Source organism: Pseudoalteromonas sp. S327, assembly GCF_005886415.1.
GTDB lineage: Bacteria > Pseudomonadota > Gammaproteobacteria > Enterobacterales > Alteromonadaceae > Pseudoalteromonas > Pseudoalteromonas atlantica.
This window is the reverse complement of record NZ_PNDP01000088.1, coordinates 1-24,195: the sequence shown is the minus strand read 5'-3', so window position 1 is coordinate 24,195 and position 24,195 is coordinate 1. Positions and strand designations below refer to the sequence as shown.

General features: G+C 41.4%; 28 protein-coding genes and 2 tRNA genes. 11 read left to right on the top strand and 19 right to left on the bottom strand.

What is annotated here, in order from left to right:
* Positions 1 to 222 precede the first annotated feature (222 nt).
* The 4 genes from CWB60_RS19895 (at position 223) to CWB60_RS19880 (ending at position 2,551) form a co-directional block, all read left to right on the top strand.
* Positions 223 to 690 (top strand): DUF4405 domain-containing protein, encoded by a 468-nt coding sequence (locus CWB60_RS19895; RefSeq protein WP_138577627.1) that lies wholly within the window; start codon positions 223 to 225, stop codon positions 688 to 690.
* A complete protein-coding gene (locus CWB60_RS19890) occupies positions 690 to 983 on the top strand; it encodes a hypothetical protein (RefSeq protein WP_138577629.1) in 294 nt (97 codons plus the stop codon). The genes CWB60_RS19895 and CWB60_RS19890 overlap by 1 nt, the downstream gene beginning before the upstream one ends.
* 78 nt (positions 984 to 1,061) lie before the next feature.
* Complete coding sequence (locus CWB60_RS19885; RefSeq protein ID WP_138577631.1) at positions 1,062 to 1,781, top strand: GDSL-type esterase/lipase family protein; 720 nt, start codon at positions 1,062 to 1,064, stop codon at positions 1,779 to 1,781.
* On the top strand, positions 1,778 to 2,551 hold the full coding sequence (locus tag CWB60_RS19880; RefSeq protein WP_138577633.1) for a polysaccharide deacetylase family protein: 774 nt from the start codon (positions 1,778 to 1,780) through the stop codon (positions 2,549 to 2,551). The genes CWB60_RS19885 and CWB60_RS19880 overlap by 4 nt, the downstream gene beginning before the upstream one ends.
* An 80-nt stretch (positions 2,552 to 2,631) precedes the next feature.
* Here the strand turns inward: CWB60_RS19880 and CWB60_RS19875 are convergent, their stop codons facing one another.
* Positions 2,632 to 2,994 (bottom strand): hypothetical protein, encoded by a 363-nt coding sequence (locus tag CWB60_RS19875; protein WP_126006055.1) that lies wholly within the window; start codon positions 2,992 to 2,994, stop codon positions 2,632 to 2,634.
* Between the two features lie 158 nt (positions 2,995 to 3,152).
* Positions 3,153 to 3,237 (bottom strand) — tRNA-Leu (locus CWB60_RS19870).
* Between the two features lie 306 nt (positions 3,238 to 3,543).
* Between CWB60_RS19870 and CWB60_RS19865 the strand changes: the two genes are divergently transcribed.
* The gene (locus tag CWB60_RS19865) at positions 3,544 to 4,044 is read left to right on the top strand and encodes an RDD family protein (RefSeq protein WP_024031639.1); all 501 of its coding nucleotides are present in this window, start codon (positions 3,544 to 3,546) and stop codon (positions 4,042 to 4,044) included.
* 299 nt (positions 4,045 to 4,343) lie between these two features.
* Here the strand turns inward: CWB60_RS19865 and lptG are convergent, their stop codons facing one another.
* Positions 4,344 to 5,411, bottom strand: coding sequence for an LPS export ABC transporter permease LptG (lptG, locus tag CWB60_RS19860; protein ID WP_031289389.1), 1,068 nt, complete (start codon positions 5,409 to 5,411; stop codon positions 4,344 to 4,346).
* Positions 5,408 to 6,520, bottom strand: a complete 1,113-nt coding sequence (lptF, locus tag CWB60_RS19855; protein ID WP_024031637.1) for an LPS export ABC transporter permease LptF — start codon at positions 6,518 to 6,520, stop codon at positions 5,408 to 5,410. The genes lptG and lptF overlap by 4 nt, the downstream gene beginning before the upstream one ends.
* Positions 6,521 to 6,828: 308 nt before the next feature.
* Between lptF and pepA the strand changes: the two genes are divergently transcribed.
* The 3 genes from pepA to CWB60_RS19840 all read left to right on the top strand — a co-directional run bounded on the left by pepA (position 6,829) and on the right by CWB60_RS19840 (position 11,962).
* Complete coding sequence (pepA, locus tag CWB60_RS19850) at positions 6,829 to 8,340, top strand: leucyl aminopeptidase (protein WP_138577635.1); 1,512 nt, start codon at positions 6,829 to 6,831, stop codon at positions 8,338 to 8,340.
* Positions 8,341 to 8,607: 267 nt separating this feature from the next.
* Positions 8,608 to 9,054 (top strand): DNA polymerase III subunit chi, encoded by a 447-nt coding sequence (locus tag CWB60_RS19845; RefSeq protein ID WP_138577637.1) that lies wholly within the window; start codon positions 8,608 to 8,610, stop codon positions 9,052 to 9,054.
* A 55-nt stretch (positions 9,055 to 9,109) separates the two neighbouring features.
* On the top strand, positions 9,110 to 11,962 hold the full coding sequence (locus tag CWB60_RS19840) for a valine--tRNA ligase (RefSeq protein ID WP_121637037.1): 2,853 nt from the start codon (positions 9,110 to 9,112) through the stop codon (positions 11,960 to 11,962).
* Positions 11,963 to 12,067: 105 nt separating this feature from the next.
* On the opposite strand, the gene CWB60_RS19835 is transcribed toward CWB60_RS19840, so the two are convergent.
* Positions 12,068 to 13,336, bottom strand: coding sequence for an outer membrane protein transport protein (locus CWB60_RS19835; RefSeq protein WP_138577639.1), 1,269 nt, complete (start codon positions 13,334 to 13,336; stop codon positions 12,068 to 12,070).
* A gap of 281 nt (positions 13,337 to 13,617) precedes the next feature.
* Here CWB60_RS19835 and CWB60_RS19830 point away from each other — a divergent pair, with 281 nt between their 5' ends.
* Positions 13,618 to 13,941, top strand: a complete 324-nt coding sequence (locus CWB60_RS19830) for a hypothetical protein (protein WP_138577641.1) — start codon at positions 13,618 to 13,620, stop codon at positions 13,939 to 13,941.
* Here CWB60_RS19830 and CWB60_RS19825 read toward each other — a convergent pair.
* Both CWB60_RS19825 and CWB60_RS19820 read right to left on the bottom strand, forming a co-directional pair.
* The gene (locus CWB60_RS19825; protein ID WP_029772471.1) at positions 13,901 to 15,127 is read right to left on the bottom strand and encodes a cyclic di-GMP phosphodiesterase; all 1,227 of its coding nucleotides are present in this window, start codon (positions 15,125 to 15,127) and stop codon (positions 13,901 to 13,903) included. The genes CWB60_RS19830 and CWB60_RS19825 overlap by 41 nt on opposite strands.
* A gap of 150 nt (positions 15,128 to 15,277) precedes the next feature.
* Positions 15,278 to 15,352 (bottom strand) — tRNA-Arg (locus CWB60_RS19820).
* Positions 15,353 to 15,586: 234 nt separating this feature from the next.
* On the opposite strand from CWB60_RS19820, the gene CWB60_RS19815 reads away from it, so the two are divergent.
* Positions 15,587 to 15,769 carry a hypothetical protein gene (locus tag CWB60_RS19815; RefSeq protein ID WP_024031630.1) on the top strand — a complete coding sequence of 61 codons (183 nt, stop codon included), beginning with the start codon at positions 15,587 to 15,589 and terminating at the stop codon, positions 15,767 to 15,769.
* Here CWB60_RS19815 and CWB60_RS19810 read toward each other — a convergent pair.
* From CWB60_RS19810 to CWB60_RS19800, 3 genes are read right to left on the bottom strand one after another with little or no spacing between them, the layout of a single operon-like run.
* A complete protein-coding gene (locus tag CWB60_RS19810) occupies positions 15,766 to 16,572 on the bottom strand; it encodes a phosphotransferase (RefSeq protein WP_138577643.1) in 807 nt (268 codons plus the stop codon). The genes CWB60_RS19815 and CWB60_RS19810 overlap by 4 nt on opposite strands.
* A 3-nt stretch (positions 16,573 to 16,575) precedes the next feature.
* Positions 16,576 to 17,193 carry a nicotinamide riboside transporter PnuC gene (gene pnuC / locus CWB60_RS19805; protein ID WP_004588465.1) on the bottom strand — a complete coding sequence of 206 codons (618 nt, stop codon included), beginning with the start codon at positions 17,191 to 17,193 and terminating at the stop codon, positions 16,576 to 16,578.
* A gap of 41 nt (positions 17,194 to 17,234) precedes the next feature.
* Positions 17,235 to 17,486 carry a hypothetical protein gene (locus CWB60_RS19800; protein ID WP_004588464.1) on the bottom strand — a complete coding sequence of 84 codons (252 nt, stop codon included), beginning with the start codon at positions 17,484 to 17,486 and terminating at the stop codon, positions 17,235 to 17,237.
* Between the two features lie 98 nt (positions 17,487 to 17,584).
* Here CWB60_RS19800 and CWB60_RS19795 point away from each other — a divergent pair, with 98 nt between their 5' ends.
* Positions 17,585 to 17,824: a DUF2960 domain-containing protein gene (locus tag CWB60_RS19795; protein ID WP_138577645.1), complete on the top strand. Its 240-nt coding sequence runs from the start codon at positions 17,585 to 17,587 to the stop codon at positions 17,822 to 17,824.
* A gap of 14 nt (positions 17,825 to 17,838) precedes the next feature.
* Here CWB60_RS19795 and alr read toward each other — a convergent pair whose 3' ends face one another.
* The 9 genes from alr to rpsF all read right to left on the bottom strand — a co-directional run bounded on the left by alr (position 17,839) and on the right by rpsF (position 24,017).
* Positions 17,839 to 18,918: an alanine racemase gene (alr, locus tag CWB60_RS19790; RefSeq protein ID WP_138577647.1), complete on the bottom strand. Its 1,080-nt coding sequence runs from the start codon at positions 18,916 to 18,918 to the stop codon at positions 17,839 to 17,841.
* Positions 18,918 to 20,297, bottom strand: coding sequence for a replicative DNA helicase (gene dnaB, locus CWB60_RS19785; protein ID WP_004588461.1), 1,380 nt, complete (start codon positions 20,295 to 20,297; stop codon positions 18,918 to 18,920). Before dnaB ends, alr begins: the two co-directional genes overlap by 1 nt.
* A gap of 113 nt (positions 20,298 to 20,410) precedes the next feature.
* On the bottom strand, positions 20,411 to 21,349 hold the full coding sequence (locus tag CWB60_RS19780) for a DUF4097 family beta strand repeat-containing protein (protein WP_138577649.1): 939 nt from the start codon (positions 21,347 to 21,349) through the stop codon (positions 20,411 to 20,413).
* A gap of 9 nt (positions 21,350 to 21,358) precedes the next feature.
* A complete protein-coding gene (locus CWB60_RS19775) occupies positions 21,359 to 21,835 on the bottom strand; it encodes a hypothetical protein (RefSeq protein WP_138577651.1) in 477 nt (158 codons plus the stop codon).
* Positions 21,828 to 22,376, bottom strand: a complete 549-nt coding sequence (locus CWB60_RS19770; protein WP_004588458.1) for an RNA polymerase sigma factor — start codon at positions 22,374 to 22,376, stop codon at positions 21,828 to 21,830. The genes CWB60_RS19775 and CWB60_RS19770 overlap by 8 nt, the downstream gene beginning before the upstream one ends.
* A 210-nt stretch (positions 22,377 to 22,586) precedes the next feature.
* A complete protein-coding gene (rplI, locus tag CWB60_RS19765; protein WP_004588457.1) occupies positions 22,587 to 23,039 on the bottom strand; it encodes a 50S ribosomal protein L9 in 453 nt (150 codons plus the stop codon).
* A 35-nt stretch (positions 23,040 to 23,074) separates the two neighbouring features.
* Entirely contained in the window at positions 23,075 to 23,302 is a 228-nt protein-coding gene (gene rpsR, locus CWB60_RS19760) for a 30S ribosomal protein S18 (RefSeq protein WP_002962753.1), read from the bottom strand.
* Between the two features lie 12 nt (positions 23,303 to 23,314).
* Complete coding sequence (gene priB / locus CWB60_RS19755; protein WP_138577653.1) at positions 23,315 to 23,632, bottom strand: primosomal replication protein N; 318 nt, start codon at positions 23,630 to 23,632, stop codon at positions 23,315 to 23,317.
* 43 nt (positions 23,633 to 23,675) lie between these two features.
* Positions 23,676 to 24,017 (bottom strand): 30S ribosomal protein S6, encoded by a 342-nt coding sequence (gene rpsF / locus CWB60_RS19750; RefSeq protein WP_004588455.1) that lies wholly within the window; start codon positions 24,015 to 24,017, stop codon positions 23,676 to 23,678.
* Positions 24,018 to 24,195 lie beyond the last annotated feature (178 nt).

Here is a 24,195-nt window from a genome sequence, read left to right as displayed (position 1 = left end):
AACACAAACATCTTCAATAAAAGTCCATTTATAACAATCCGCATAAATAAGTGATCTATTTTGAGGATGGATAAACGTGTTGATAGCAAGGCAATAAATTCGCTATTTAGTTGTTCAAAATAGCGAATTTTTTGCCTTGCTATCAACACGTTTTTCCATCCTCAAAATAGTTCACTTAATTATGCGGATTGGTATTATAAATAAATTATTTCAGGGTCAATAATGTCTGATTGGAAACAAAACTTACAAAAGTTCCGTTATGTAATGGACACCTTACTGCTTATTAGCTTTATGCTAGTAAGTGCACCTCAAGCCACTGGTATCCCTTTACACGAATGGTTTAGCCTATTTTTTATTATCCCTTTTGTTATTCACTTACTACTGCACTGGGATTGGGTAACACGCAGCTTTAGCCGTTTATTTGCCAATATAACAGCACGCGAGCGCTTTAATATAGTGTGGGATTACCTAGTTTATATAATGATGTTATTAGTATTTGTAAGTGGCTTTTTAGTGTCGGTAGCTCTACTACCCGCACTTAATATTAGTTTAAACATTCAAGACTTTTGGTCGAAAATACATCACGATTCAGCCACCTTTATTATGCCCATGCTAGGTGTGCATTTAGCGCTTAATTTTTCTTGGATAGTAAAACTTACTAAACGCATGTTTGCCAAGGAGGCTAAATAATGAAGCACCTAAAACAACAGTGGAAAACCCGCACCAGCATTGTGTTAGTTGTATCTGTTTTAGTGAGCCTTTTACTGGTTAGTTTAGAGCTTACCGATTGGGCCGCACAAATAAATCAACAGGGATACTCCCACGGTGCAGCTGAGGGTGAAAAGCCGAAAATAGCCCCTATTTTGATGTACATCTTACCCTTTGTAAAAGAGCTTATTTTAATAGGCGTACCTATGCTACTTACTTTAGGGATTGCTAAACTCTTAGGCTTAATAAAAAGGGTGGTTAAAAACAAAGTCTGAATACGAATGCAACACGTATCAAAAACCGGCGTTTATAGATACATTGCTAAGTTAGTATGTCTATAAGCGCAGGTTTTTATGAGTTATAAACCAAGTAATTACACACTCCAACACATCAGTTTTCTACTTGGCACATTAATTATAGGTGCTGTATTAATAAGCTTTAAAGCTAATGCCGAAAAGGCAATTCCTTTTCAATCGCAATGGCTAAAAAACCACTATGCTGAGCGTATAGCCCATTTTAAGCTACAACCTTTACGCAAAGGCGATATTGTATTTATTGGCGATAGCATTACAGAGCAAGGGCTAAATTGGAGCATACGGTTTAACGACCTACGCGTAAGAAACCGCGGTATTAGTGGCGATATGACCTACGGTGTTTTAGCGCGTTTAAACGAATTAAAAGCAGCCCCGCCTAAAGCAATATTTTTAAAAATTGGTGTAAACGATATTTTTAATTACCATTATATAAAGCAAGTTAAAAACTTAGCGTCGGTGAGTGAAAATATCGAAAAAATAGTGACTCAGCTCAATAACTCACTCCCAAATACACAAATTTATGTACAAAGTATTTTGCCCGATCATCGCAATTTTGTTACGCAAATGGCGCAAACAGTTAACCAACAAATTAAAGCAATTGAGCACGCAAATTTTACCTATATAGACTTACACCCCTCATTTTTAAGCCCTCATGGCACGCTTAAAAAATCGCTCACGACCGATGGCACCCATTTGAATCAGGCAGGCTACGCCCTTTGGGCTAAACAACTTGCTCCAATAATGAAAACCTTAAAATGAAGAGTTTATTAATTGCTATATTAATGGCGGCAAGCTTTACGTGTGCAGCCAGTAAAGCACCTTTAAAAAGCTACCCTAACGGCGCGACTAAAGCTGTTATTTTTAGCTACGATGATGGCGTTATACAAGACAAAAAGCTGGTGGAACTACTTAATAAGTACCAGGTTGTTGGTACGTTTAACTTAAACTCAGGTTTATTTGCTAAAAAGCTACCGTGGATGAAAGCCTTTACCGGTAAAGCAGGCGAATATATAAAACAAAGTGAAGTAAAAACACTTTATAAAGGCCATGAAATAGCAAGCCACAGTTACTCACATCCGGGCTTTGCGGGCTTAGATACAGCAGAATTAAAATTACAATTAGCCCGCGATAAGCACATTTTATCGCCCATAAAAGGCAGCCCCTTACACTCTTTTGCATACCCTTTAGGCTCTTACGATAAAACCGCTATGAAATTAGTAAAGCAAGCGGGCTTTACTAATGCCCGAACAGTAAACGACACTCTTAATTTTGAGCTCCCTACCAACTACATGGCATGGAACCCAACCGCTCACCACTCAAAAGCAATGCCATTAATAGAGCAATATATTGCGCTTAAAAGCAATAAGCTCACTGTAATGATGATTTGGGGTCATTCGTGGGAATTTGATAAAAACACAGTAAATAACAACTGGGATTACGCCGAAAAGCTCGTTCAAACAATCTCAAATAAAGATGATATTTGGTATGTATCGGCTGGAGAGTTCATCGCGTTTTTAGAGAATAAGTAAGGTTTATTAGTCGAAATTTATTGCCCTTTAAATAAAAATGCCATGATAAATTATCATGGCATATAAAGTTTATATAGCTATCAATTAGCCTTTTCTTCTTTTACTTCGTAAATTGGGTTCCCTTCAATCTCGTAATATCTTTGTCCGTAAATAAGTGGTATGTACCAATCAATAATTTTTACTGTTACATTTGAAAGACCAACTGCTGCAGGTGCTTTTTCAATGGCGTTATCCATAGCTTCTTTCATATTGCTTCTGCCTGTAGGGAAAATCAATACTGTATGTTTAACATCCTTTCCTGTTACTCGCTCGTTGTAATCAACTCTATGATTACTATTTGTGTGATTCATATTTTTTGTTGAAGCAACGGTAAAATCTCCAATGCGGTGAGTACAACCAGAGAGCGCCATTGTTGCAACTAATAAACCAACTACCTTTTTCATTACTTTTCCTTTTTTCCATTTAATGCCCATTTCTTGGGCTACAACTAAATGCCGTAACTTACTATCTGATAATTAAGAACAAATACACATAAAACAAAAATAAAAATTAATTTCAGACATAAAAAAACCCTAACCAATTTGGTTAGGGTCATAAAAAGTGGTACCAGCGGCCGGGCTCGAACCGGCACGCCTTTCGGCAGGGGATTTTGAATCCCCCATGTATACCAATTTCATCACGCTGGCGTCATTTTTCTTTAACCTTCTAAACACGAGAAGATAAAGAAAAACCACTTTAGAGCTCAGGATTATTTATGTGCCTTCGTCTCTATGCCAAGCATTATACAAACAATAGGGGTGGCAGCAAGTGTTTTATGACATTAGCCTGATCAACCGCTTAACATTTAGACAGCCTGTGCAAAATGTCGTTTACTGGTTGAAGTATTAAATACAGCTAATAATAACGCCAAGGTATATCACTGAACTATAGCGCTTAGTATTTGTGAGCTTTTTTGCTAAACTAGCGCGCATATTAACAGTGAGAGTGTATTTATGTCGGGTGAGTTTCCACGAGCTGGTTTTTGGCGTCGTTTTGCGTCGTTAGTTTATGATACGTTAGCTATTATTGCATTTGCTATGTTAACGGTTGTGCTCTATTTGTTTGCCGTACAAGGGCTTATTTCACTTGATGTTATTAGTTTAAATGGTGCTGAAGATGTATCGGCACTTATTCAAGAGTCACTGCTGCTGTCGAGTATTCGAAGTGCCTTACTTGTTATTGTTACTTTAGTATTTTTTGGCTATTTTTGGACTAAAAGCGGGCAAACTATTGGCATGCGCGCATGGCGTTTAAAAGTACAAACTAATGAAGGAAGCTTAATTAGTTGGCCGCAGTCTATTGTTCGCAGCCTAAGTGCCCTGCTTGGCTTAGGTAACCTTGTGGTATTAATTGATTTTAAAAACAAAAAAGCGCTGCAAGACTATATCTCAAAAACTGAGGTAATTACTCTTACAAAAGAAGAAAACAAACGTATTTACCGCGAGCTAGATTAATACCCATTTATACCAAACCCACAATAATACTTAATCATTTTGCCGGGCTAACTTGTCGCTACCTGCGTAAAAAATTCTTATTTACGACTACATGGATGCAGAAGGTAGAGCAATGCAGGAGCAATTGCCGAGAACAACTAAATAGCGATTTTTTATGCCTAGCTATCAACATGTTTTTCCAGCCTCAAAATTGATCACTTAATTAAGCTGATTGGTATTAGTTTTTGAATAACGCGTTATAAAAACTAAAAAGGTGACCATAGGTCACCTTTTTAGTATTAAATAAGCGCTTATAACGGCTATACCCGCTTATTCATCATGTACGTAGCAAAGCCTATAAATAGTATACTTGGCAGTACCGCGCCTATAATAGCGGGTATTTGATAAACCATTACCACAGGGCCAAATATCTCATTTATTAAGTGAAATACAATTCCCGTTACTACACCCATAATGATACGCGCACCCATGGTAACGGTACGTAACGGGCCAAATATAAACGACAGTGCAACCAGTAGCATTACGGCAACAGACACAGGCTGCATTAGCTTACGCCACAAGGCCAGCTCATAGGTGCTGGTATCTTGCTCATTTTGCTGTAAATACCCTAAGTACGACCAAAGCCCTGTAAAGGAAAGCGACTCAGGCTTTACCGATACAACACCAAGCTTTTCGCCCGTTAATTGCGAAGGGTAAAACTCTTCATCAATGTGTTCACTGCTTATTTGCTCATCACTAATATGAACCTTGTTTACATCGCGTAATAGCCAACCTTCATCACGACCAATGGCCACTTTAGCTTTGGTTATTTGAGTTAAATCGAGTGATTTATCAAATTGATACATGTGCACACCGTTTAAACGGCCGTTTTGATCTACATCTTCAATATTAATAAAGTTGTTGCCATCTTTAGCCCATACGCCTTTTTGTGCATTGAATACATCGCCGCCATAAATTGCCTGATTACGCATTTCTTTGGCGTGTTGTTGCGCCTCTGGTGCGCCCCACTCACCAAGAGCCATCATACACACAGCCATAAACACGGCGGTTTTCATTACCGAGCCTATAATTTGCAAGCGCGACATACCCGCAGCTTGCATTACCACCAGCTCACTGTTTGAAGCCAGTGCACCTAAGCCTGTTAAGCCACCAATAAGCGCCGCCATCGGGAAGAATATAACTAAATCGCCCGGCATACTGTAAAAGGTGTAAAGCGTTGCGGTCATTAAATCGTAACTGCCACGACCAACCGACTTTAGCTGATCAATAAACTTAATTAATGTACTAATCCCTACTAGCACCAACAAAGCAAATCCGGTGGTTTGTAAAATGCTGCGGCCTAAGTACCAATCGAGTGTCTTCATCATGCGCTTAACTCCCGTTTTGTTACAACGGCTTTAAGCCAGGCCCCCAATGGGCGACCTTTTATAATTAATAAACTACCTATAAATAAAGCGCTTAAGTGAATCCACCACAAACCAATTGAAGGCGGTATTTTGCCATCTTCTACGGCAAATTTTGCAGCATTAAGTAAGATAAAATAACCTAAGTACAAGCTAATGGCTGGCACTAATTTAGCAAATTTACCTTGGCGAGGATTAACCACACTTAGCGGTACTGCTATTAACGTTAGTAACGGAATAGAAAGCGGTATTGCAATACGCCACTGCCACTGGGCTATAGATTCAGAGGTATTGAGTGGCAATAGTTGATTAGTAGGTATTGCTTCTAATTTACGGCGCTGATGCTCTATTTCTTGCTCGCGTATTTGTACGCTGTAGCCATCAAACTGCGTTAAATTAAGCGCCGGTGTTTTGCCATCGGTTTCGTAGCGTTTGCCATCAGTTAGCACTAATTGTTGCTCACCGTTTATTGCCTCTACCACCACGCCTTGTTCGGCATACACTAAACGTGCAAGGTCATCTTTTTCGGTATCCGGCAGCTGCGCTACAAATACTTTGTTAAGCTCTTTACCGCCGTTTTCAATGTTATGAATAAACACCACGGCTTTTTCATTACCGGTTTGTTGAAACCGCCCAGCCCTTAACGCAGATAAACCCGCATCGGCTTTGGCTTGCTCTTTTAATTGGTACTCTTGCTCACTCGCCCACGGCGCAAGGTACATGGTGAGAGAGGCTGCTAATATAGCCAAACCCACACTCGAAATTAAAGTAACGCGTACCACATACCACTCACTCACCCCACAGGCTTTAAGAACGGTCATTTCGCTGTCGGCGTAAATGCGGCTGTAGGCTAAAATAATTCCCAAAAATATACTCAATGGCAGGATCAGCGAAGCTAATTGCGGCAATTTAAGCGCAATCATCGATAATACTAACTTGGCAGGAATGCTCCCTTCAGAGGCATCTCCTAAAATAACCACAAACTTTTGTGACACAAAAATGGTCATTAAAGTTAAAAATACGGCGACCTGCGATTTTAAAACCTCTGCGGTCAAATAACGAAAAATAAGCAATGCTCGCCCCTGTTAAACATAGAATTTCACTACAATAGTGATAATTTGATAATAAAGTAGCTATTTTACCCAGTTTTATCTGGTAAATAAGTCGTTATTATAAGCTAACAAAATTAATTATCCTACCTAAGTGCACGATATATTGTTGCATTAGTAGCCCTTAAACATATAAAGTTCAATCAAACAGAAAGAGTCAGAAAAAATCAGCTAAAATTAAGATTATCTCTACATAAGTTACGTAGCGAAGACTAGATTTTATTTTTTTAGCCCCAATTAATAACGTATATGACTCACAACCAGGAGTAACAATGGAATTTAACGTAAAAAGTGGTAGCCCAGAAAAACAACGCAGCGCGTGTATTGTCGTTGGCGTTTACGAACCACGTAGGTTATCCCCCATTGGTGAACAACTCGATAAAATCAGCGATGGTTATATCTCAAATTTACTACGCCGTGGCGACCTAGAAGGTAAGCCGGGGCAAGTGTTATTATTGCATCATGTACCTAACGTTTTAAGCGAGCGCGTATTGCTTGTTGGCTGTGGTAAAGAGCGCGAGCTTGATGATAAGCAATATAAGCAAATAATTTCTAAAACAATTAATACCTTAAACGAAACCGGCTCAATGGAAGCGGTGTGCTTTTTAACAGAGCAACACGTTAAAGGTCGTGATACCTACTGGAAGGTTCGCCAAGCGGTAGAAACAACACAAGATTGCCTATACACATTTAACCAGCTAAAAAGCAAAAAAGTAGACCCTCGTCGTCCACTTCGTAAAATTGTGTTTAACGTACCAACACGTCGCGAGCTGACCATTGGTGAAAGCGCTATTGAGCATGGCTTAGCCATTGCCGCAGGTAGTAAGCTATGTAAAGACGTAGCCAACATGCCACCTAATATTTGTAACCCTGCTTATTTAGGCGAACAAGCGCAAGAGCTGGCTAGCAATTTTGACAACATCACCGTTGATATTATTGGCGAAGAAAAAATGGCCGAACTAGGTATGAACTCGTACTTAGCAGTTGGTCGCGGCAGTGATAACGAATCGGTTATGTCGGTTATTAACTACAAAGGTGCAAGCGATGAGCAAGCGCCTATTGTGCTAGTAGGTAAAGGTTTAACGTTTGACTCAGGCGGTATTTCAATTAAGCCAGGCGAAGCCATGGATGAAATGAAATACGACATGGGCGGCGCAGCCGGTGTAATTGGCGCTATGCGCGCACTGGCACAAATGCAGCTGCCTATTAACGTAATTGGCGTTTTAGCCGGCTGTGAAAACATGCCAAGCTCTAACGCGTATCGCCCTGGCGATATTTTAACAACCATGTCGGGGCAAACCGTAGAAGTGCTTAATACTGATGCTGAAGGCCGATTAGTATTATGTGATGCGTTAACTTACGTTGAGCGTTTTGACCCAGAAACAGTAATTGACGTAGCAACACTAACAGGCGCATGTATTGTTGCCCTTGGTGCACACGCAACAGGTTTACTGTCAAACCACAACCCACTTGCGCATGATTTATTAAAAGCGTCTGAGCAAAGTGGCGACCGTGCATGGCAGTTACCACTGTGGGATGACTATCAAGATCAACTCGATAGCCCATTTGCCGATTTTACAAACTTAGGTGGGCGCTCTGCTGGTACTATTACCGCAGCGTGTTTCTTATCTAAGTTTACTAAAAAGTATAACTGGGCTCACTTAGACGTAGCCGGTACCGCGTGGCGCAGTGGCGCTAAAAAAGGTGCAACGGGTCGCCCTGTTCCTATGCTTACTCAGTATTTATTAAACCGAGCGGGTGTAAGCGAAGCTACGCACGACTAATAACCTAATTAACCTGAGCCTTATTTAGAAAAGTCGCTCAGCAGGTATTTTAGCGCTAACAGCGTTAAATTTATTTGCCATAGGCAAAAATATTTTAACCAGAGCTTAGGTTATTTAACTTGTATTAAGGCGCCATTTGGCGCCTTTTTTATTGCTGTAATTATCTGTGTATTAATTGAAGCAAACCCCGTTATATGGCAAAATCTGCCTCTTAATTTATGTGTATCAACTATGTGCACATTCAATGTCATGGGAAACCCCGATACAATGAACATGAATGCTCAATTTTTCGTTCTAAAGCAACAAGATGAATCTAATGCGCAGGCTGATGATCATTTTGCTTTAGCAGCTCAAATTGCCGCAGAGCAGTATCGATTAGGGCATCGTGTATTTATTTTTGTAGATAACGAACACACCGCCTATGCCATTGACGAAACCATTTGGGCATTTGATCCCGACAGTTTTGTGCCGCATAACCTGCAAGGCGAAGGCCCTAAAGCCGGCGCACCAGTAGAAATAGGCACCACGCCTCCTGTTGGCAAACGTAACGTTTTAATTAACTTAGCTAATAACCTGCCTGATTTTATTAGGCGTTTTAGCCAAGTTTTTGATTTTGTACCAGTAGAGTCTGTAGCTAAACAAGCCGCTCGTGAGCGCTTTAAAAAGCTGCGCCAACTTGGTGCCAATATCAGCACGCAAGAGATTAATAGCTAGCCGTTTAGGATAAAGCTAACCAACTAATTTAAGTACTTATTTAAGGTTCTGTGTAATGGATAAAACCTACAATCCGCAAGATATTGAACAGTCGCTATACCAAGACTGGGAACAAAAAGGCTACTTTAAGCCATCTGGCCAAGGCGTACCGTATTCGATCATGATCCCGCCGCCAAATGTCACCGGTAGCTTGCACATGGGCCACGCCTTCCAAGATACAATAATGGATACCCTTACGCGTTTTAAGCGTATGCAAGGTAACAACACATTATGGCAAGTAGGTACTGACCACGCGGGTATTGCAACGCAAATGTTGGTTGAGCGTAAACTACACGCTGAAGAAGGTAAAACACGTCACGATTTAGGCCGCGAAGATTTTATTAATAAAATTTGGGAATGGAAAAACGAATCTGGCGGTACTATCACTAAGCAGCTTCGCCGTCTTGGCGCATCGGTTGATTGGGACCGTGAACGCTTTACGATGGACGATGGCTTATCTGAAGCGGTTAAAGAAGTCTTTGTACGTCTTCACAAAGAAAACCTAATTTATCGCGGTAAACGCCTAGTAAACTGGGATCCAAAATTACACACCGCTATTTCAGACCTTGAAGTTGAAAACAAAGACAAACAAGGCCACATGTGGAATTTGCGCTACCCTCTTGCTGATGGCGTTAAAACACAAGACGGCAAAGACTACATTGTCGTAGCAACAACACGTCCAGAAACCATGCTAGGTGACTCAGGTGTTGCAGTAAACCCTGATGACGAACGCTACACAGATTTAATTGGTAAAGAGATTTTACTGCCTATCGTAAATCGTCGTATCACAATTGTTGCAGATGAACACGCTGATAAAGACAAAGGCACGGGCTGTGTAAAAATCACCCCTGCACACGACTTTAACGATAACGAAGTTGGCAAGCGTCATAAAATGCCAATGATCAATATTTTCGATAAAAACGCAGCTATTCTAAGCCAAGGTGAAACATACACCTTTGACGGTAAAGAACTTGAGTTTGATGCGCCAATTCCTGAGCGCTTACACGGCCTAGACCGTTTTGCTGCGCGTAAAGCGATTATCGCAGAATTTGAAGAACTTGGTTTACTCGAAAAAATCGAAGACCATGCGTTAACTGTACCTTACGGCGACCGCTCTGGTGTAGTCATTGAGCCACTCCTTACCGACCAATGGTATGTACGTGTTGCACCACTTGCAGAACCTGCAAAAGATGCCGTTAAAAATGGCGACATTCAGTTTGTGCCTAAACAGTACGAGAACATGTACTTCTCGTGGATGAACGACGTACAAGATTGGTGTATTTCACGCCAGCTTTGGTGGGGTCACCGTATTCCAGCTTGGTACGACAGCGAAGGCAACGTTTACGTTGGCCGCGATGAAGCTGAAGTACGCCGCGACAACAACATTGCCGATGATGTTGCGCTAAGCCAAGACGAAGACGTACTTGATACCTGGTTCTCATCTGCGCTGTGGACGTTCTCAACGCAAGGTTGGCCAGAGAACACGGATGATTTAAAAACCTTCCACCCGTCTGACGTGTTAGTAACGGGTTTTGATATTATTTTCTTCTGGGTTGCGCGTATGATCATGATGACGCTGCACTTTATAAAAGATGAAAATGGTAAGCCACAAGTGCCGTTTAAAACAGTGTATGTTACTGGCCTAATACGTGATGACAACGGCGATAAAATGTCTAAGTCAAAAGGTAACGTACTTGACCCACTAGATATGATTGACGGCATCGAGCTTGAAGATTTAGTACAAAAGCGTACTGGCAACATGATGCAGCCTAAACTTGCCGCTAAAATTGAAAAAGACACGCGCAAAGTATTTGCAAATGGTATTGAAGCACACGGTACCGATGCGCTTCGCTTTACCCTTGCAGCAATGGCATCAACCGGTCGTGATATCAACTGGGATATGAACCGCCTAGAAGGTTACCGTAACTTCTGTAATAAACTATGGAACGCAAGCCGTTACGTATTAATGAACACAGAAGAGCAAGATTGTGGCTTCAACGATGCACAAAAAGAGTTCTCATTAGCCGATCGTTGGATATTAGGTCAGTTTGAAGCAACGGTTAAAACCTACACTGAGCACCTTGATAACTACCGCTTTGATTTAGCCGCTAACACACTTTACGAATTCACTTGGAACCAGTTCTGTGATTGGTACTTAGAGCTGACTAAGCCGGTATTATTTAAAGGCAATGAAGCACAGCAACGTGGTACACGTAATACACTCATTACGGTACTAGAAAGCCTACTGCGCTTAATGCACCCAATGATGCCATACATTACCGAAACTATTTGGCAGCGCGTTGCACCACTGGCAGGGCTTGAAACTAAAGGCACCAGCATCATGGTACAGGGCTTCCCTGTTTATAATGAAGCAAACGTTGATGCCCAAGCTATGGACGACTTAGAGTGGGTTAAACAGTTTATTTTAGCAATTCGTGTTATTCGTGGTGAGATGGACATTAGCCCAAGTAAGCCACTTAACGTGTTGCTAGCTAACGCGTCAAGCGATGATGTGCGCCGTATTAACGAGAACGAGTCATTTATTGCCTCGCTTGCTAAACTTGAATCGTTCACACTGCTTGAAAACAAAGACGATGCACCAGCGTGTGCAACATCCTATGTTGGCAACCTTGAAATTATGATCCCTATGGCGGGCTTAATTGACGTTGAAGCAGAGCTTGCACGTATTAACAAGCAACTCGAAAAAGCAGAAAAAGGCCTAGCCCAAGTGCAAAACAAGCTGGCTAACGAAAAGTTTGTAAATAACGCACCAGAAGCCGTACTTGCAAAAGAAAACGCGAAGCTCGCTGAATTCACTGATGCTAAAACCAAGCTACTTGAGCAAAAAACTAAAATAGAAAGCTTATAATTTTAGTTGCCTGCTAAAGCAATTTAGCAGGCATTAAAAAAGCCGCTCACTGTTAAAGTGAGCGGCTTTTTTGTGCCCTGCGATTAACCACAAGGCACAGCTACATTAAAACTTGTAGTTGTACTGAGCGCCAACAAGTACAGCGTGGCCTTTAGACTCGAAGCCCCACTCACTGCCTGACTCATCAGCTTCTGTAAATGTTTGTGTTTTACCACGAATAATACTTACACCTAAATCAACATTTGATTGCGTGTCGATAGTGTAGTTACCACCAAACGAGAACCAAAAGCGGTCTGTATCAGGAATAGAGATAGACAGGTGAGTTTGCGATACTGGCGACTCATCAAACGCTACACCTGCACGAAGTAATAAGTCTTCGTTGTATTGGTAATCTGTGCCGATAGAGTAACGAAACGCATCGTCAAACTGCTCTTGTTTTTCAAAAGCAACAAACTTATCGCCTGTTGGTGCAGTTACTTGTGCTTCTAGTGACTCAAAGCTGCTCCAACCTGTCCATAATACGCTGTAGTGTAAGCCAAGTTTTTCATCTAACTGGTGAGAACCAGAAAACTCAGCAATAGCTGGTAACGTTAGCTCTACAGAACCCGGTAGTTGTGCACCACCAGTGCCGCCTACAGCTACTGGTAAGTCATTTGAGAAATCACCTTCAAATGTGATGTCTGTTTCGCTGCGGTAGTTAAAACCAAAACGGCTATTTTCGTCTAGTTGGTACATTAAACCAACGTTTAAACCTAGGCCAGTGTCGTCACCTTGAAGGTTTACTGCATCAGCACCAAAATCAAAGCCACTTGTATTAGCGCCTACTTTACGGATTACGGTTGCATCTGCATAAATGTAGTTTAAGCCAATACCAAAGCTAAATTGCTCAGTTACTTTATAAGCAACGCTTGCATTAAGGTTAACGGTGAAAATTTCTGTCTCGCCTGCAATTTGGCCCGCTACGTACTCATCGTTAAACTCTGTAGATAAACCAAAGTTAGAAAACGCGCCAAAACCTAGTGATACTTTATCGTTATACGGCATAGTAAAGTAAGCGGCAGGTACTACTGCGCTTGGTGCTATGCTGTCATCATCTAGGGCACTTGGATCAATACCGTTATTGGTTTGCGTTCCTTCTAAGCTCACATCTGGAATTACACCAATAGCAGCAACACTAAGTTGCTTATCTTTAAATAAAGTCATTAATGCAGGGTTGCGAGCAACAACAGACGCATCATCTGCGATAGATGCTTCACCTGCGTATGCACGGCCTAAACCTGACGCGTTTTGCTCTGCTAATTGAAACGCGGCTGCAAAACTATCAGCCGAAACAAATGCAAGCGAAGCTGCAATAAGAGTTTTAGAAAATTTCATTGTTGTGTCCTTAACCAAACAAGCGTTTGGGTATCTATGTGTTGTTATTAGGATTTTAAACTTGGCTACACTACCTTAATTTTTTATAAAAAACTGTAACAAAGCGACAAAAAACACCAAAAAACACGTTTTTTAACTACATTTTAACAACTATTTAAAACTCATCGGAGCAGAAATGTGTTATTAGAGCTTATACTCTAATTGTAATTAATTATCATTTAGATTGACTTGTAATTCCCTGCATTTTAAACTCATTACAAAATCACAAAGGAAGCAAATAGGTGATCATTTTACTTATTATTGCAGGGCTCATTTTTTGTGGCACCAGTGTGTTTTGTTTTTATAAAGCAAACTATTGTGCCTGCACACAAGCCGGCCAATGCGATAACCCCGTAAACCATTACTGGTTAGGAGCCATGCTAAATGCATTAGTGTCGTTAGCTTTTTGCTGTATTGCACTGCATGTACAGCAAGGAACATTATTATGGCTAACGTTAATGGCGAGTTGTTTTTTAGGCGCTTATATTTCTGCTAAACGCGAAAAACTTAAACGCTGTAAAAAAGCTAATTCAACAAGTGCTCTTTTAACAAACGAGCCAAATTAATTTGATAGTCGAGTGGCTTGATACTCGACACTATTTTAATACTTTGATCAGGCTCATTTAAGTCTAAGTCTTTAGGGGTGACGTGGTGCCCGTGTTTAGCATTATAAAATAGCTTAACTTTAGGCTTGATGGGATTTGATTTATTGCCCTCGAGCACGAGAGCTAATCGCTCATTAGTTAATTTAACAATAGTGCCTACTGGGTGCACACCTAAACATTTAATAAAGTGCTGTACTAGCTCTGCATCAAATAGCTCTTTGTTAGCCAACAAATAACGCAGCGCATTAATGGGTTCATCCCCTTCTTGATGGGGCCTATCGGCTGTTAGCGCATCGTACACATCAACAATCGCCATTATGCGCGCTGGGCGACTAAGCTTCTCAGCTGTAATACCACGCGGATAGCCTGAGCCATCTAATCGCTCATGATGGTTAACTATCATGTCGAGTATAAGGGGGGTAATGCCTTTTTCACCTTTAACCAAACCTAAACCTTGAGCCACATGCCGTTTAATAATATCCATTTCGCTGCTAGTGAGTTTACTTGGCCTAGAAATAATCCCCTGCGGGAGTTTAGCTTGCCCTAAGTCGTGAAGTAACGCGCCCATAGCAAGCTGCTGCACGGCTTCTTCTTTGTATCCTAAATATTTAGCAAATACGGCGGTGAAAATAGCGCAGTTAATCATGTGGCGCCAATTGTAGCTATGTTTGTCTTTTATGCGGGTTAAAATGGTCATTGCGCTGGTATTTCTAAATACCGAGCTGACTATATCGTTAGCCATTTCATCAATCACCTTTAAATTAACCGATAGCCCTGTGGTTACATCGCCATACAAAGCTTGCAGCTTGCGATTATGCTGCTCAAAGTTAATGCTGGCTTTGGCAAATTCTTGCTCAAGGGTAATCGCAGGTTTTACAGCGGGTGGTTTTGTTTTACTGCTTGAAGTGGTGCTCTTTTGTGGCGGCGCACTCTTAGGTTTGTACTTATCGGGTATGGCGGCATCGCCTTTGGTAAAGTCGATAAGCAGCTCTAAAACGCCTTCGGTTACTAAGCGTTTTATAATTGCCTGGTTTCGCACTAAGCCACTGGTTTTTATTTTTATACTGTTGAGCCCTTCATGCTGTTTGGTAACACTGTCAACAAACATACCTGGAGTGAGCTCTGAAATGGGTAACGCGATGAGCATGGCAGAAGCGTTTTCTACAATTAAATATGCCTACTAAATAGCATTATTTAACCCTAAAAGTCTACTTTTTGAGTTGAGGGTAATACCATATAACCATAAAGGACTACTAAAATGAAGGTAGACGTAAACAGGAAAACAATAAAAAGCAAATGGCGCTCTTGCTAGGAATCGAACCTAGAACTTAGCCTCCGGAGGGCCACGTGATATCCATTTCACCACAAGAGCACATTTGTTGCCAAAACACTAACTCGCGATATCAATGCTTTAGCACTGGCAATAATAAAGAGATCTTTAAATAAATACCAGCATCATTGAGTTATATGCCTATAAATCAAACTGTTTTTGATAAAACACTTCACAACTTGCCAAAAACAAGCTATTTATTGGTATTCGATAAAAAAATAGTAACCGTTTGGCAACATGTTCTGAATGCTTACGGATTATATAGAGGATGTAATTATGAGTTTAATGTCGACTGAGCAAGTGGCTGAGTTTTTAGGTGTAAAAGCCGAGCGGGTAAAACGCCTTGCTCGTGAGAGCTTGCTTATTGCCAAGTCTGAAGATGAAAACGGTGAACCCCAATTTGATGCTGACGAAGTAGCAAAGTACAAAGAGCTTGCCGCGCGTTTTGGCGGGCTTTAATCTTTTATCTCGTTTAATAACTTATTTAGCTGCGCGCGTAATGTGCTTGCCTTATTATTTATGTCGCGCTGCTCATACCACCCTATACACAACACCAAAAACACCACTTTAAAGTAACGTAGCTTGTCATAAGCGCAATAAAACTCACTGGGTATTGCTTGCTGGACACTGTATTGCTCAAGCAAAGTGTGCTCTGCGTGCGCATTTAGCTCTAAGCTAACCGCAAGTGCCGCTAAATCAAAATACACGTCGTTTGATTGCGCATATTCAAAGTCAATTAAATACATGCCACTTGAATTTACTATTAGGTTATCTTTAACTAAATCGTTATGACAAAAGCCACTGTTGTAGGGCATGTCACTAATGGCGCTTAGCGTATCTTCAATTAAGCGGCTGTGCTGTTGATATATATTGCTAGTAGCGTAATACGCAAGCTCTTTTGCAATATCCATTGGCTGTGTAGCTAGAGGGTAACTATGAACGCGTGCCAACTTCTCAACTAGGTCAATACTGTAATTATTAGTAGCAATATCACCACAAATATAGCGAAATGCAGCTCGCCTGTTAGCCTTATCGAGCCAAATGGGTTTAGGGCAAACGTTATGCTGGCTAAGTGCAGTTTGGGCTTGTAGCCCTATTTTAGGCCAATGCGATTTGTAGCATTTTAATAAGTAGTCTTGCTGTGCAGTTTTTATTAGGTAATTGTCGTTACTTAAACCATTCACTAATTTAGTGGTTTGTAGCACGTGCTCAGGTGCCACAAACTCACGACATAACGCGGCAATATTTGGATTACGGTACATGCGTTATAATTGCGCTAATGGCTTAGCTTGGCTTTGCTCGTACTCTTCGTACCAGGTTTTAAATCCCCACGCGGCCATAATAGTGTAAAAAATAAATAGCGCGAGCGTTGGGTAATAGCCTTTTTCGTAATACAAATACATAGAGGCCGCATCAATAACAATCCAATACAGCCAGTTTTCGAGTACTTTTTTAGCAACTAAATACGTAGTTACCACCGCAAAACAGGTTGTAAAGCTATCTAGGTAGGCAAAATCGGCGTGGGTGTAGTTTTGCATTACATAGCCAATAATAATGGCCGCTAAGCTCGTAGCGCCTATAAGAATGGCGTGGCGTTGTGTAGACCATGAGGTAATACTAATATTATCTGCTTTGCCTTTGCGCCATACCATCCAACCAAATACAGCCATGTACATGTAATAAAAATTGAGTAGCGACTCCATAAGCAGCGCGCCATTCCAGTACATTATGGTGTAAATAAGCGTGCTAAAAAAAGCGGCAGGCCAGCACCATAGGCTTTCTTTTATTGCCAGTAATAAATAAGCAATAGACAACCCTACCGCAATATATTCCCAATGCGACATTGCTGTAAAACCACTTAAGGTTTGTGTTAAAAAATCCATGTGTGTGGTTACCGTTTTTAATACACGTTAAATAAAGGCGATTACTCTGGAGATAAATCGCCAGATAAAAACTTACAAACAAAAATAGCCTTACCAAACTCTTCGTACGAGCGTTTAATTTCGGTGTTTAGCACTTGCATTACTAAATCGTAATCGCCAAAAATTTGCGTAGAAAGCGTATTGGTGATCACTTTTAAGTTGTCGTATTCGTTCAAACGGTCAATAAAGCCCTTAATAAACGGAATGTAATCTTGATGAAGTGGGTATTTACTGATCTCTACTGATAATTTCATTTTAAACTCTACTTTTAATTATTTGATTTCAACAAATCGTTCAATGCCAGTTCAATACAGTGTAAAATTACACTCACACTCAATTAGCTGAGCTTATTATGGCACGCAGAATAACCTATACATTTAAAAACCAACCGCGCGAAATTAACTTCGCAAAAGACAAATACCACGACATGTATCAAGCTATTGCCGCTGCCGAAGGTATTGATTTAACCAACTACTTAAACATGGTACGCCAAATAGAAGTGACCTCAAAAGGCTCTTCGGCTGTACGTAACTTTCGTGACCAAGAATTTGCCCGTATGGGCTTTAGTGATATTTACTTTATTAAAGAATAAATATCACTTATTAACTATCGCTGGTACTCGTAACTTACGCGCGGTGTAATATTACACAGTAATTCGTAAGGGATAGTATCGGCGCAGTGGGCTATTTCTTCAACCGGAAGCTCCGGCCCCCACATTGTAACGCTGTCGCCTACTTTAACATTGTGCTCGTTTTCGCCTATATCAATGCTTATCATATCCATAGACACACTGCCTACAATACCGTAACGCTGCCCTGCAATCATAACCGGTGTGCCTTCTTTGGCATGACGCGGATAGCCATCGCCATAACCCATAGCCACTACGGCTAATTGGGTTGGTTTATCACTTTGCCAACGGCCTCCGTACCCTACTCGCTCATGGGCGGCAACATCACGCACTGCAATCACCTTTGTGGTTAAACGCATGACCGGCTTTAAATTGTGTTCTTGCCCTGTGCAGTTTGCCATTGGCGACACCCCATAAAGCATAAGTCCTGGGCGTATCCAATCACCGTGTCCTGCTGGCCAAGCTATAATACCGGCCGAGTTTGATAAACAATGTGCTTGGTCTATGCCCTTTACAAGCGTATCAAATAAGCTAATTTGCTGTGCCGTTTTAGTATTGTGCGTATCATCGGCACACGAAAAATGGGTCATCAAATTAATGGTGCTTTTAGCATTGGGTGTGCGCTGCAAGCGGCTATAAAATGCGTCAAACTGCTCCGGTGCTATGCCTAATCGGTGCATGCCGGTGTTTATTTTTAGCCAGCAAGTAATTGGCGCATCTAAGGTGGTATTTTCTATTGCTGCAAGCTGGTTTTCGTCGTGCACAATAGTTTGAAAATTATTAGCCAATAAAATAGGTAAGTCGGCTTTATTAAAAAAACCTTCAAGCAGTACTATTGGCTTTGTTAAACCACCGGCGCGCAGTGCGAGGGCTTCATCAATTCGGGCAACAGCAAATGCATCAGCACTATTTAAGTGCTGGGCAATTTTTACTAAACCATGCCCATACGCATTGGCTTTTAATACCGCCATTATTTTGCTATTTGGCGCAAAACGTTTTACCTGCGATAAGTTATGCGCAAGGGCGGTTAGGTTAATTTCGGCAGTGGCTAGGCGCATTAGTATTCATCATCAACTGCTGGCCCCGCGTAATTATCAAAGCGAGAAAATTGCCCTTGGAAGGTTAAGCGCACTTTACCAATTGGGCCGTTACGCTGTTTACCTATGATAATTTCGGCGATGCCTTTTTCAGTGCTGTCTTCGTTGTACACTTCATCACGATATATAAACATGATTAAATCGGCATCTTGCTCTATCGAACCCGACTCACGTAAATCTGAGTTAATTGGGCGTTTATCGGCACGTTGCTCTAGCGTACGGTTTAGCTGCGAAAGCGCAATAACCGGGCACTGTAACTCTTTAGCGAGCGCTTTTAATGAACGCGATATTTCGGCAATCTCTAAAGTACGATTATCTGATAAACTAGGTACGCGCATTAACTGAAGGTAATCGACCATGATCATACTAATACCACCGTGGTCGCGCGCTATACGTCTTGCACGTGAACGCACATCGGTAGGTGTAAGCCCCGATGCATCATCAACATACATTTTGCCTTTTTCCATCAACAGCCCCATAGTTGATGAAAGGCGTGCCCAATCGTCATCATCTAGCTGGCCAGTACGTACCTTAGTTTGGTTAATACGACCAAGTGATGCCAACATCCTCATCATAATTTGTTCAGAGGGCATCTCTAATGAGTAAATAAGCACAGGCTTGTCTTGCGTCATTGCGGCGTGCTCAGCAAGGTTCATCGCAAAGGTGGTTTTACCCATTGAAGGACGTGCTGCAACAATAATTAAATCAGAAGGCTGCATACCTGCTGTCATTTTATCTAAATCAGCATACCCAGTGCTTACACCGGTTACACCGTCTTGCGGCGACTGGTATAGCTCTTCGATTTTATCGACGGTTTTTTCAAGAATGTTATGAATGCTTTGCGGGCCTTCGGTACTTTTTGTACGTTGCTCAGCAATTTTAAATACTTTACTCTCGGCAAAGTCTAATAAGTCGTGGCTGGTGCGCCCTTCTGGGTTAAAACCAGCTTCGGCTATTTCATTAGCTACGCCAATCATTTCGCGTACTACCGCGCGCTCACGCACAATATTGGCGTATGCATCGATATTCGCAGCACTTGGGGTGTTTTTAGCTATTTCAGCTAAGTAAGCAAAACCACCAATGCCTGCTAGTTGGTTATTTTTTTCAAGACTTTCTGAAATTGTGATTAAATCTATCGGATCGCCCACTTCAGCAAGCGCGGTCATGGCTTCAAAAATAAGCTTATGGGTGCGGGTATAAAAGTCCTGCGCAACAACCAGCTCAGCTACGCGGTCAAAAGCTTGGTTATCAAGCATTAAGCCACCTAAAACAGATTGTTCAGCTTCTATTGAATGGGGAGGAACTTTAAGGGTATCGACTTGCTTATCTGGTTTGGCCATAACTTCACAGTACTAAAATTGAATGGCTCTATTCTATCGACTTGGCGGGGCTGTGCAAATAGCAAAGCAGGAAATCTTTTCCTGCTTTTTGTAATCATCAACGCTAATTAGCGTTATTTAGTTCGCAGCTCAATTCGCCCGCTTATAGTATCCATTTCAACACTTGCGCTGCCACCATTGGCACTAAACTCTAAATCACTAGAAGGGCCATATTTAGCTTTAGTCACTTTATCGTTGGTAACTTTATTAATAATTTTACCGTTGGCGTGCGCTTTAATCTCAAACTGAGCCGACACGCTTTGCGGGAAGTAAAAATCAGCATCACCACTTACCGACTCATAGCGAACATCAGCCCCTTTTAGCAACTCACTGATGTGTATTTCAGCTTCGCCGTTTACAGTATTAATACGTAAGCTTTTTATGCTCGATAATGTAAAATCGATATCGCCATTTACGTTTTCTAATCGTACGTCGTTTGCGGTTGTGCTTGATTTAATATCGCCATTTACGGCACTAAAACGCAGCTCGCCACTTGATTGCCTATCGTTAATTTCACCGTTTACGGTTTCAAATTGAATATTGCCGCTTAAGTTCTGTGCGTTTACATCGCCATTTACGGTGCTTAATTTAACAGTGCCGCTAATGTCATTTACCGTAATTTCACCATTAACAACATCAACCTCAGCGCCTTTTTTAAGTGTTTTTGCAGTCACTGACACATTTACACCAGCAAATTCTAAGCGACTGCTTTTTGGCATAAATACTGTTAAGTTAGAGCCATCTCCATTGTTACCCCATCCCAAATTGCGTGGCATTTTTACTATAAATTCGGTTTTATCGCCTGTCGTTTTAAGCTCAAATCCTTCGGCCTTGTCATCAAGCTCGCCTGAGACTTTAAATTCGTTTTTATCCCAGCCGGTTATGTTTACATCGCCGCGTTGGTTTTCAATAAAAATAGTGCCGCCGTTTGGCACCTCTATTTGCTTATCTATTTTTTCGCCCGCTAAAACGCTCAGTGGTAATAGGCTTAGCCCAAGTAAAATTGCTTTCATGTTATTCCCCTATATTTGCTGCCAACGCGGTGCATGCACCTTGTTAATTAAGTCGAGTTGTTGCTGGTAAACTTGCGCCAACATGGTCAGTAATGCCTGATTTTGTGGCTCGCTTTCAAGTGCCTGTTTAATTGCTTGCTCTGCTTCTTCAAGCTCTTGTAACTGTGCTTGCCAGTTATTAGTAAGTGCATCCAGGTTTTTGTACTGCACTAATAAACTTTGCTTTTGCGCTTTAAAATAATCGCTCATAGCAGCCACTTGGCTTGGCTCGTTATTGCTCATAAATATATTTATTGCTAATAACGCCGCTGCACTGCACGCAGCAATAGCGCTCAATTTAGGCCATAATGGCGCTTTAACAGCAGGTGGCTTAGCTGTAACTATGGCGTGCTCAATGCCCTGCCAAAGTGCTTTATTGGGCGCTATGTCTTTATTTAAATTGTTTAAAGACTCGTTTAAGTAGTCATCAAAATTTTGTTTACTCATACTCGTACCACTCTTGTAATAACTGCCTTGCACGATGATATTGCGACTTACTCGACCCCACTGCCATTCCCAATTGCTGGGCTATTTCTTCGTGGCGGTAGCCTTCAATGGCATATAAAACAAACACCATGCGGGCGCGCTCTGGTAGGCGAACAATTAATTTATCTAACCCGTTTAATCCTTTACAACTTTGCGCGCTTTGCTCATCCATACCGCTTTGTTCTATGCTCACTACTTTGTTTAACCAGCTTTTATGCTTGCGTACATAACTAATCGCAATGTTGCTTGCTACGCTGTATAGCCAAGTAGAAAATTGTGAGCGCCCGTCAAACTGCGCTATTTTATGCCACACCTGCACAAACACCTCTTGGGCAGCATCTTCAGCGTGCGCTTCATCGGCCAATAAGCGCAAACATAAACCGTAAACACGCTTTATATGCAGCTCATATAATGCCTTATAGGCATTTTGATCCCCCGCTTTAACACGCTCAATGAGTGCAAGGTCGCATAGGGGCGTGTGCTCGGGTTTTGTGTGTAACATCCGTGATGTCGCCTTTTAATTATTTTTATTTAAAAACGTGTATTAATGAGTGTATTGATTACTAAGACGCAAAGACAGACAAGAAAGGTTTAAACTAATAATAAAAATAGTTAAATAATTTTATATAGAGCTATTAGATGGGTATTAAAGAGGAATTTTAGATACAAAAAAGCCGCGCTAAAAGCACGGCTTTTTGGGCTTAATTAAAAATTAAGCTTCAGCAATAACGATTACTTTAATAGTAGCTGTTACGTCTGAGTGTACTGCGATTGCAACGTCGAATTCGCCAGTTTCACGGATAGTACCGTGAGGTAAACGAACTTCTGATTTAGCAACTTCAACACCAACAGCTGAGATAGCGTCAGCGATGTCACGAGTACCGATTGAACCGAATAGCTTACCTTCGTCACCAGCTTTAGATACTAAAGTAACTTCTGCTAATGCTTCTAGTTTGTCAGCGCGTGCTTGTGCTGCAGTTAACTGTTCAGCGATTTTCGCTTCTAAGTCTGCGCGACGAGCATCAAACGTTTCAATGTTTGCTTTAGTTGCAGGAACTGCCTTACCTTGCGGGAAAAGGAAGTTACGTGCGAAGCCAGATTTAACAACAACCTGGTCACCTAGGCCACCTAGGTTAGCGATCTTATCTAGTAGAATAACTTGCATGTTTCTACACCTTTTAAAAACTGTTAATCCGCTGCTTACTTATGTAAGTCAGTGTATGGAAGAAGGGCTAAGTAGCGAGCACGCTTAATAGCAGTTGCTAGCTGGCGCTGGTATTTAGCGCTAGTACCTGTAATACGGCTAGGTACGATTTTGCCACTTTCTGTAACATAGTTTCTAAGAGTAGCTAGATCTTTGTAATCGATTTGTTGTACGCCTTCCGCTTTAAAGCGGCAGAACTTACGACGTCTGAAATAACGTGCCATGAGATTAATTCCTCAAATAATTCTTTCTATATGCTGAGCATGCAAAATCAATTGGCTAAGGCCGTTACGACCTTCGTGGCGATTTAAAAAACCACTCACTTGCAATGCCTGCCCAACGTGCAAATGTTGAGTCTGTTGTTGCATTTGCTTACCACTGGCAACAACCTGAAGCCTAACGTAACTATTACGGTTAAGATCTGCTTCGGTTTGCATCGATTTATGTTCTACAACAAAAATACAATGCGGTATGCCTGCAGGGCTTTGGCTAAACTTGGGTGTTTTACAAACAACCCCCGATATAACCAGCTGATTCATATATGGGCTAACCATTACACTAACTGCTGACTACGTGCCATGCTAGGACTCAAAACAATTAAGCAGCTGGTGCTTCTTTCTTCTCTTCTCTTGCAAGAGGAGACGCTTCAGTTACTGCATTTTTAGTACGCATAACTAAGTTACGAAGCACTGCATCGTTGTAGCGGAAAGTAGTTTCTAGCTCGCTGATTACTTCAGTAGGTGCTTCAACGTTCATAAGAACATAATGAGCTTTGTGAAGCTTGTTGATTGGGTAAGCCAGTTGACGACGGCCCCAGTCTTCAAGACGGTGGATAGTACCACCAGCTTCAGTGATAGAACCAGTATAACGTTCGATCATACCAGATACTTGCTCACTCTGATCAGGGTGAACCATGAATACGATTTCGTAATGACGCATGGATATTCCTTACGGTTAATAGAGCCTTCTACCGTTTCGGCCGGTCGGTTTAAGGCAAGGAATTAATAGTGTAAAAGCCGAAATGAGCGCGCATTTTACGCTTAGATGGATAATTAAGCAAGCAGGTTTTTTAAGCTTTGATAGATAAGTGTTAAAGCTATCAGCTATCAGCTATCAG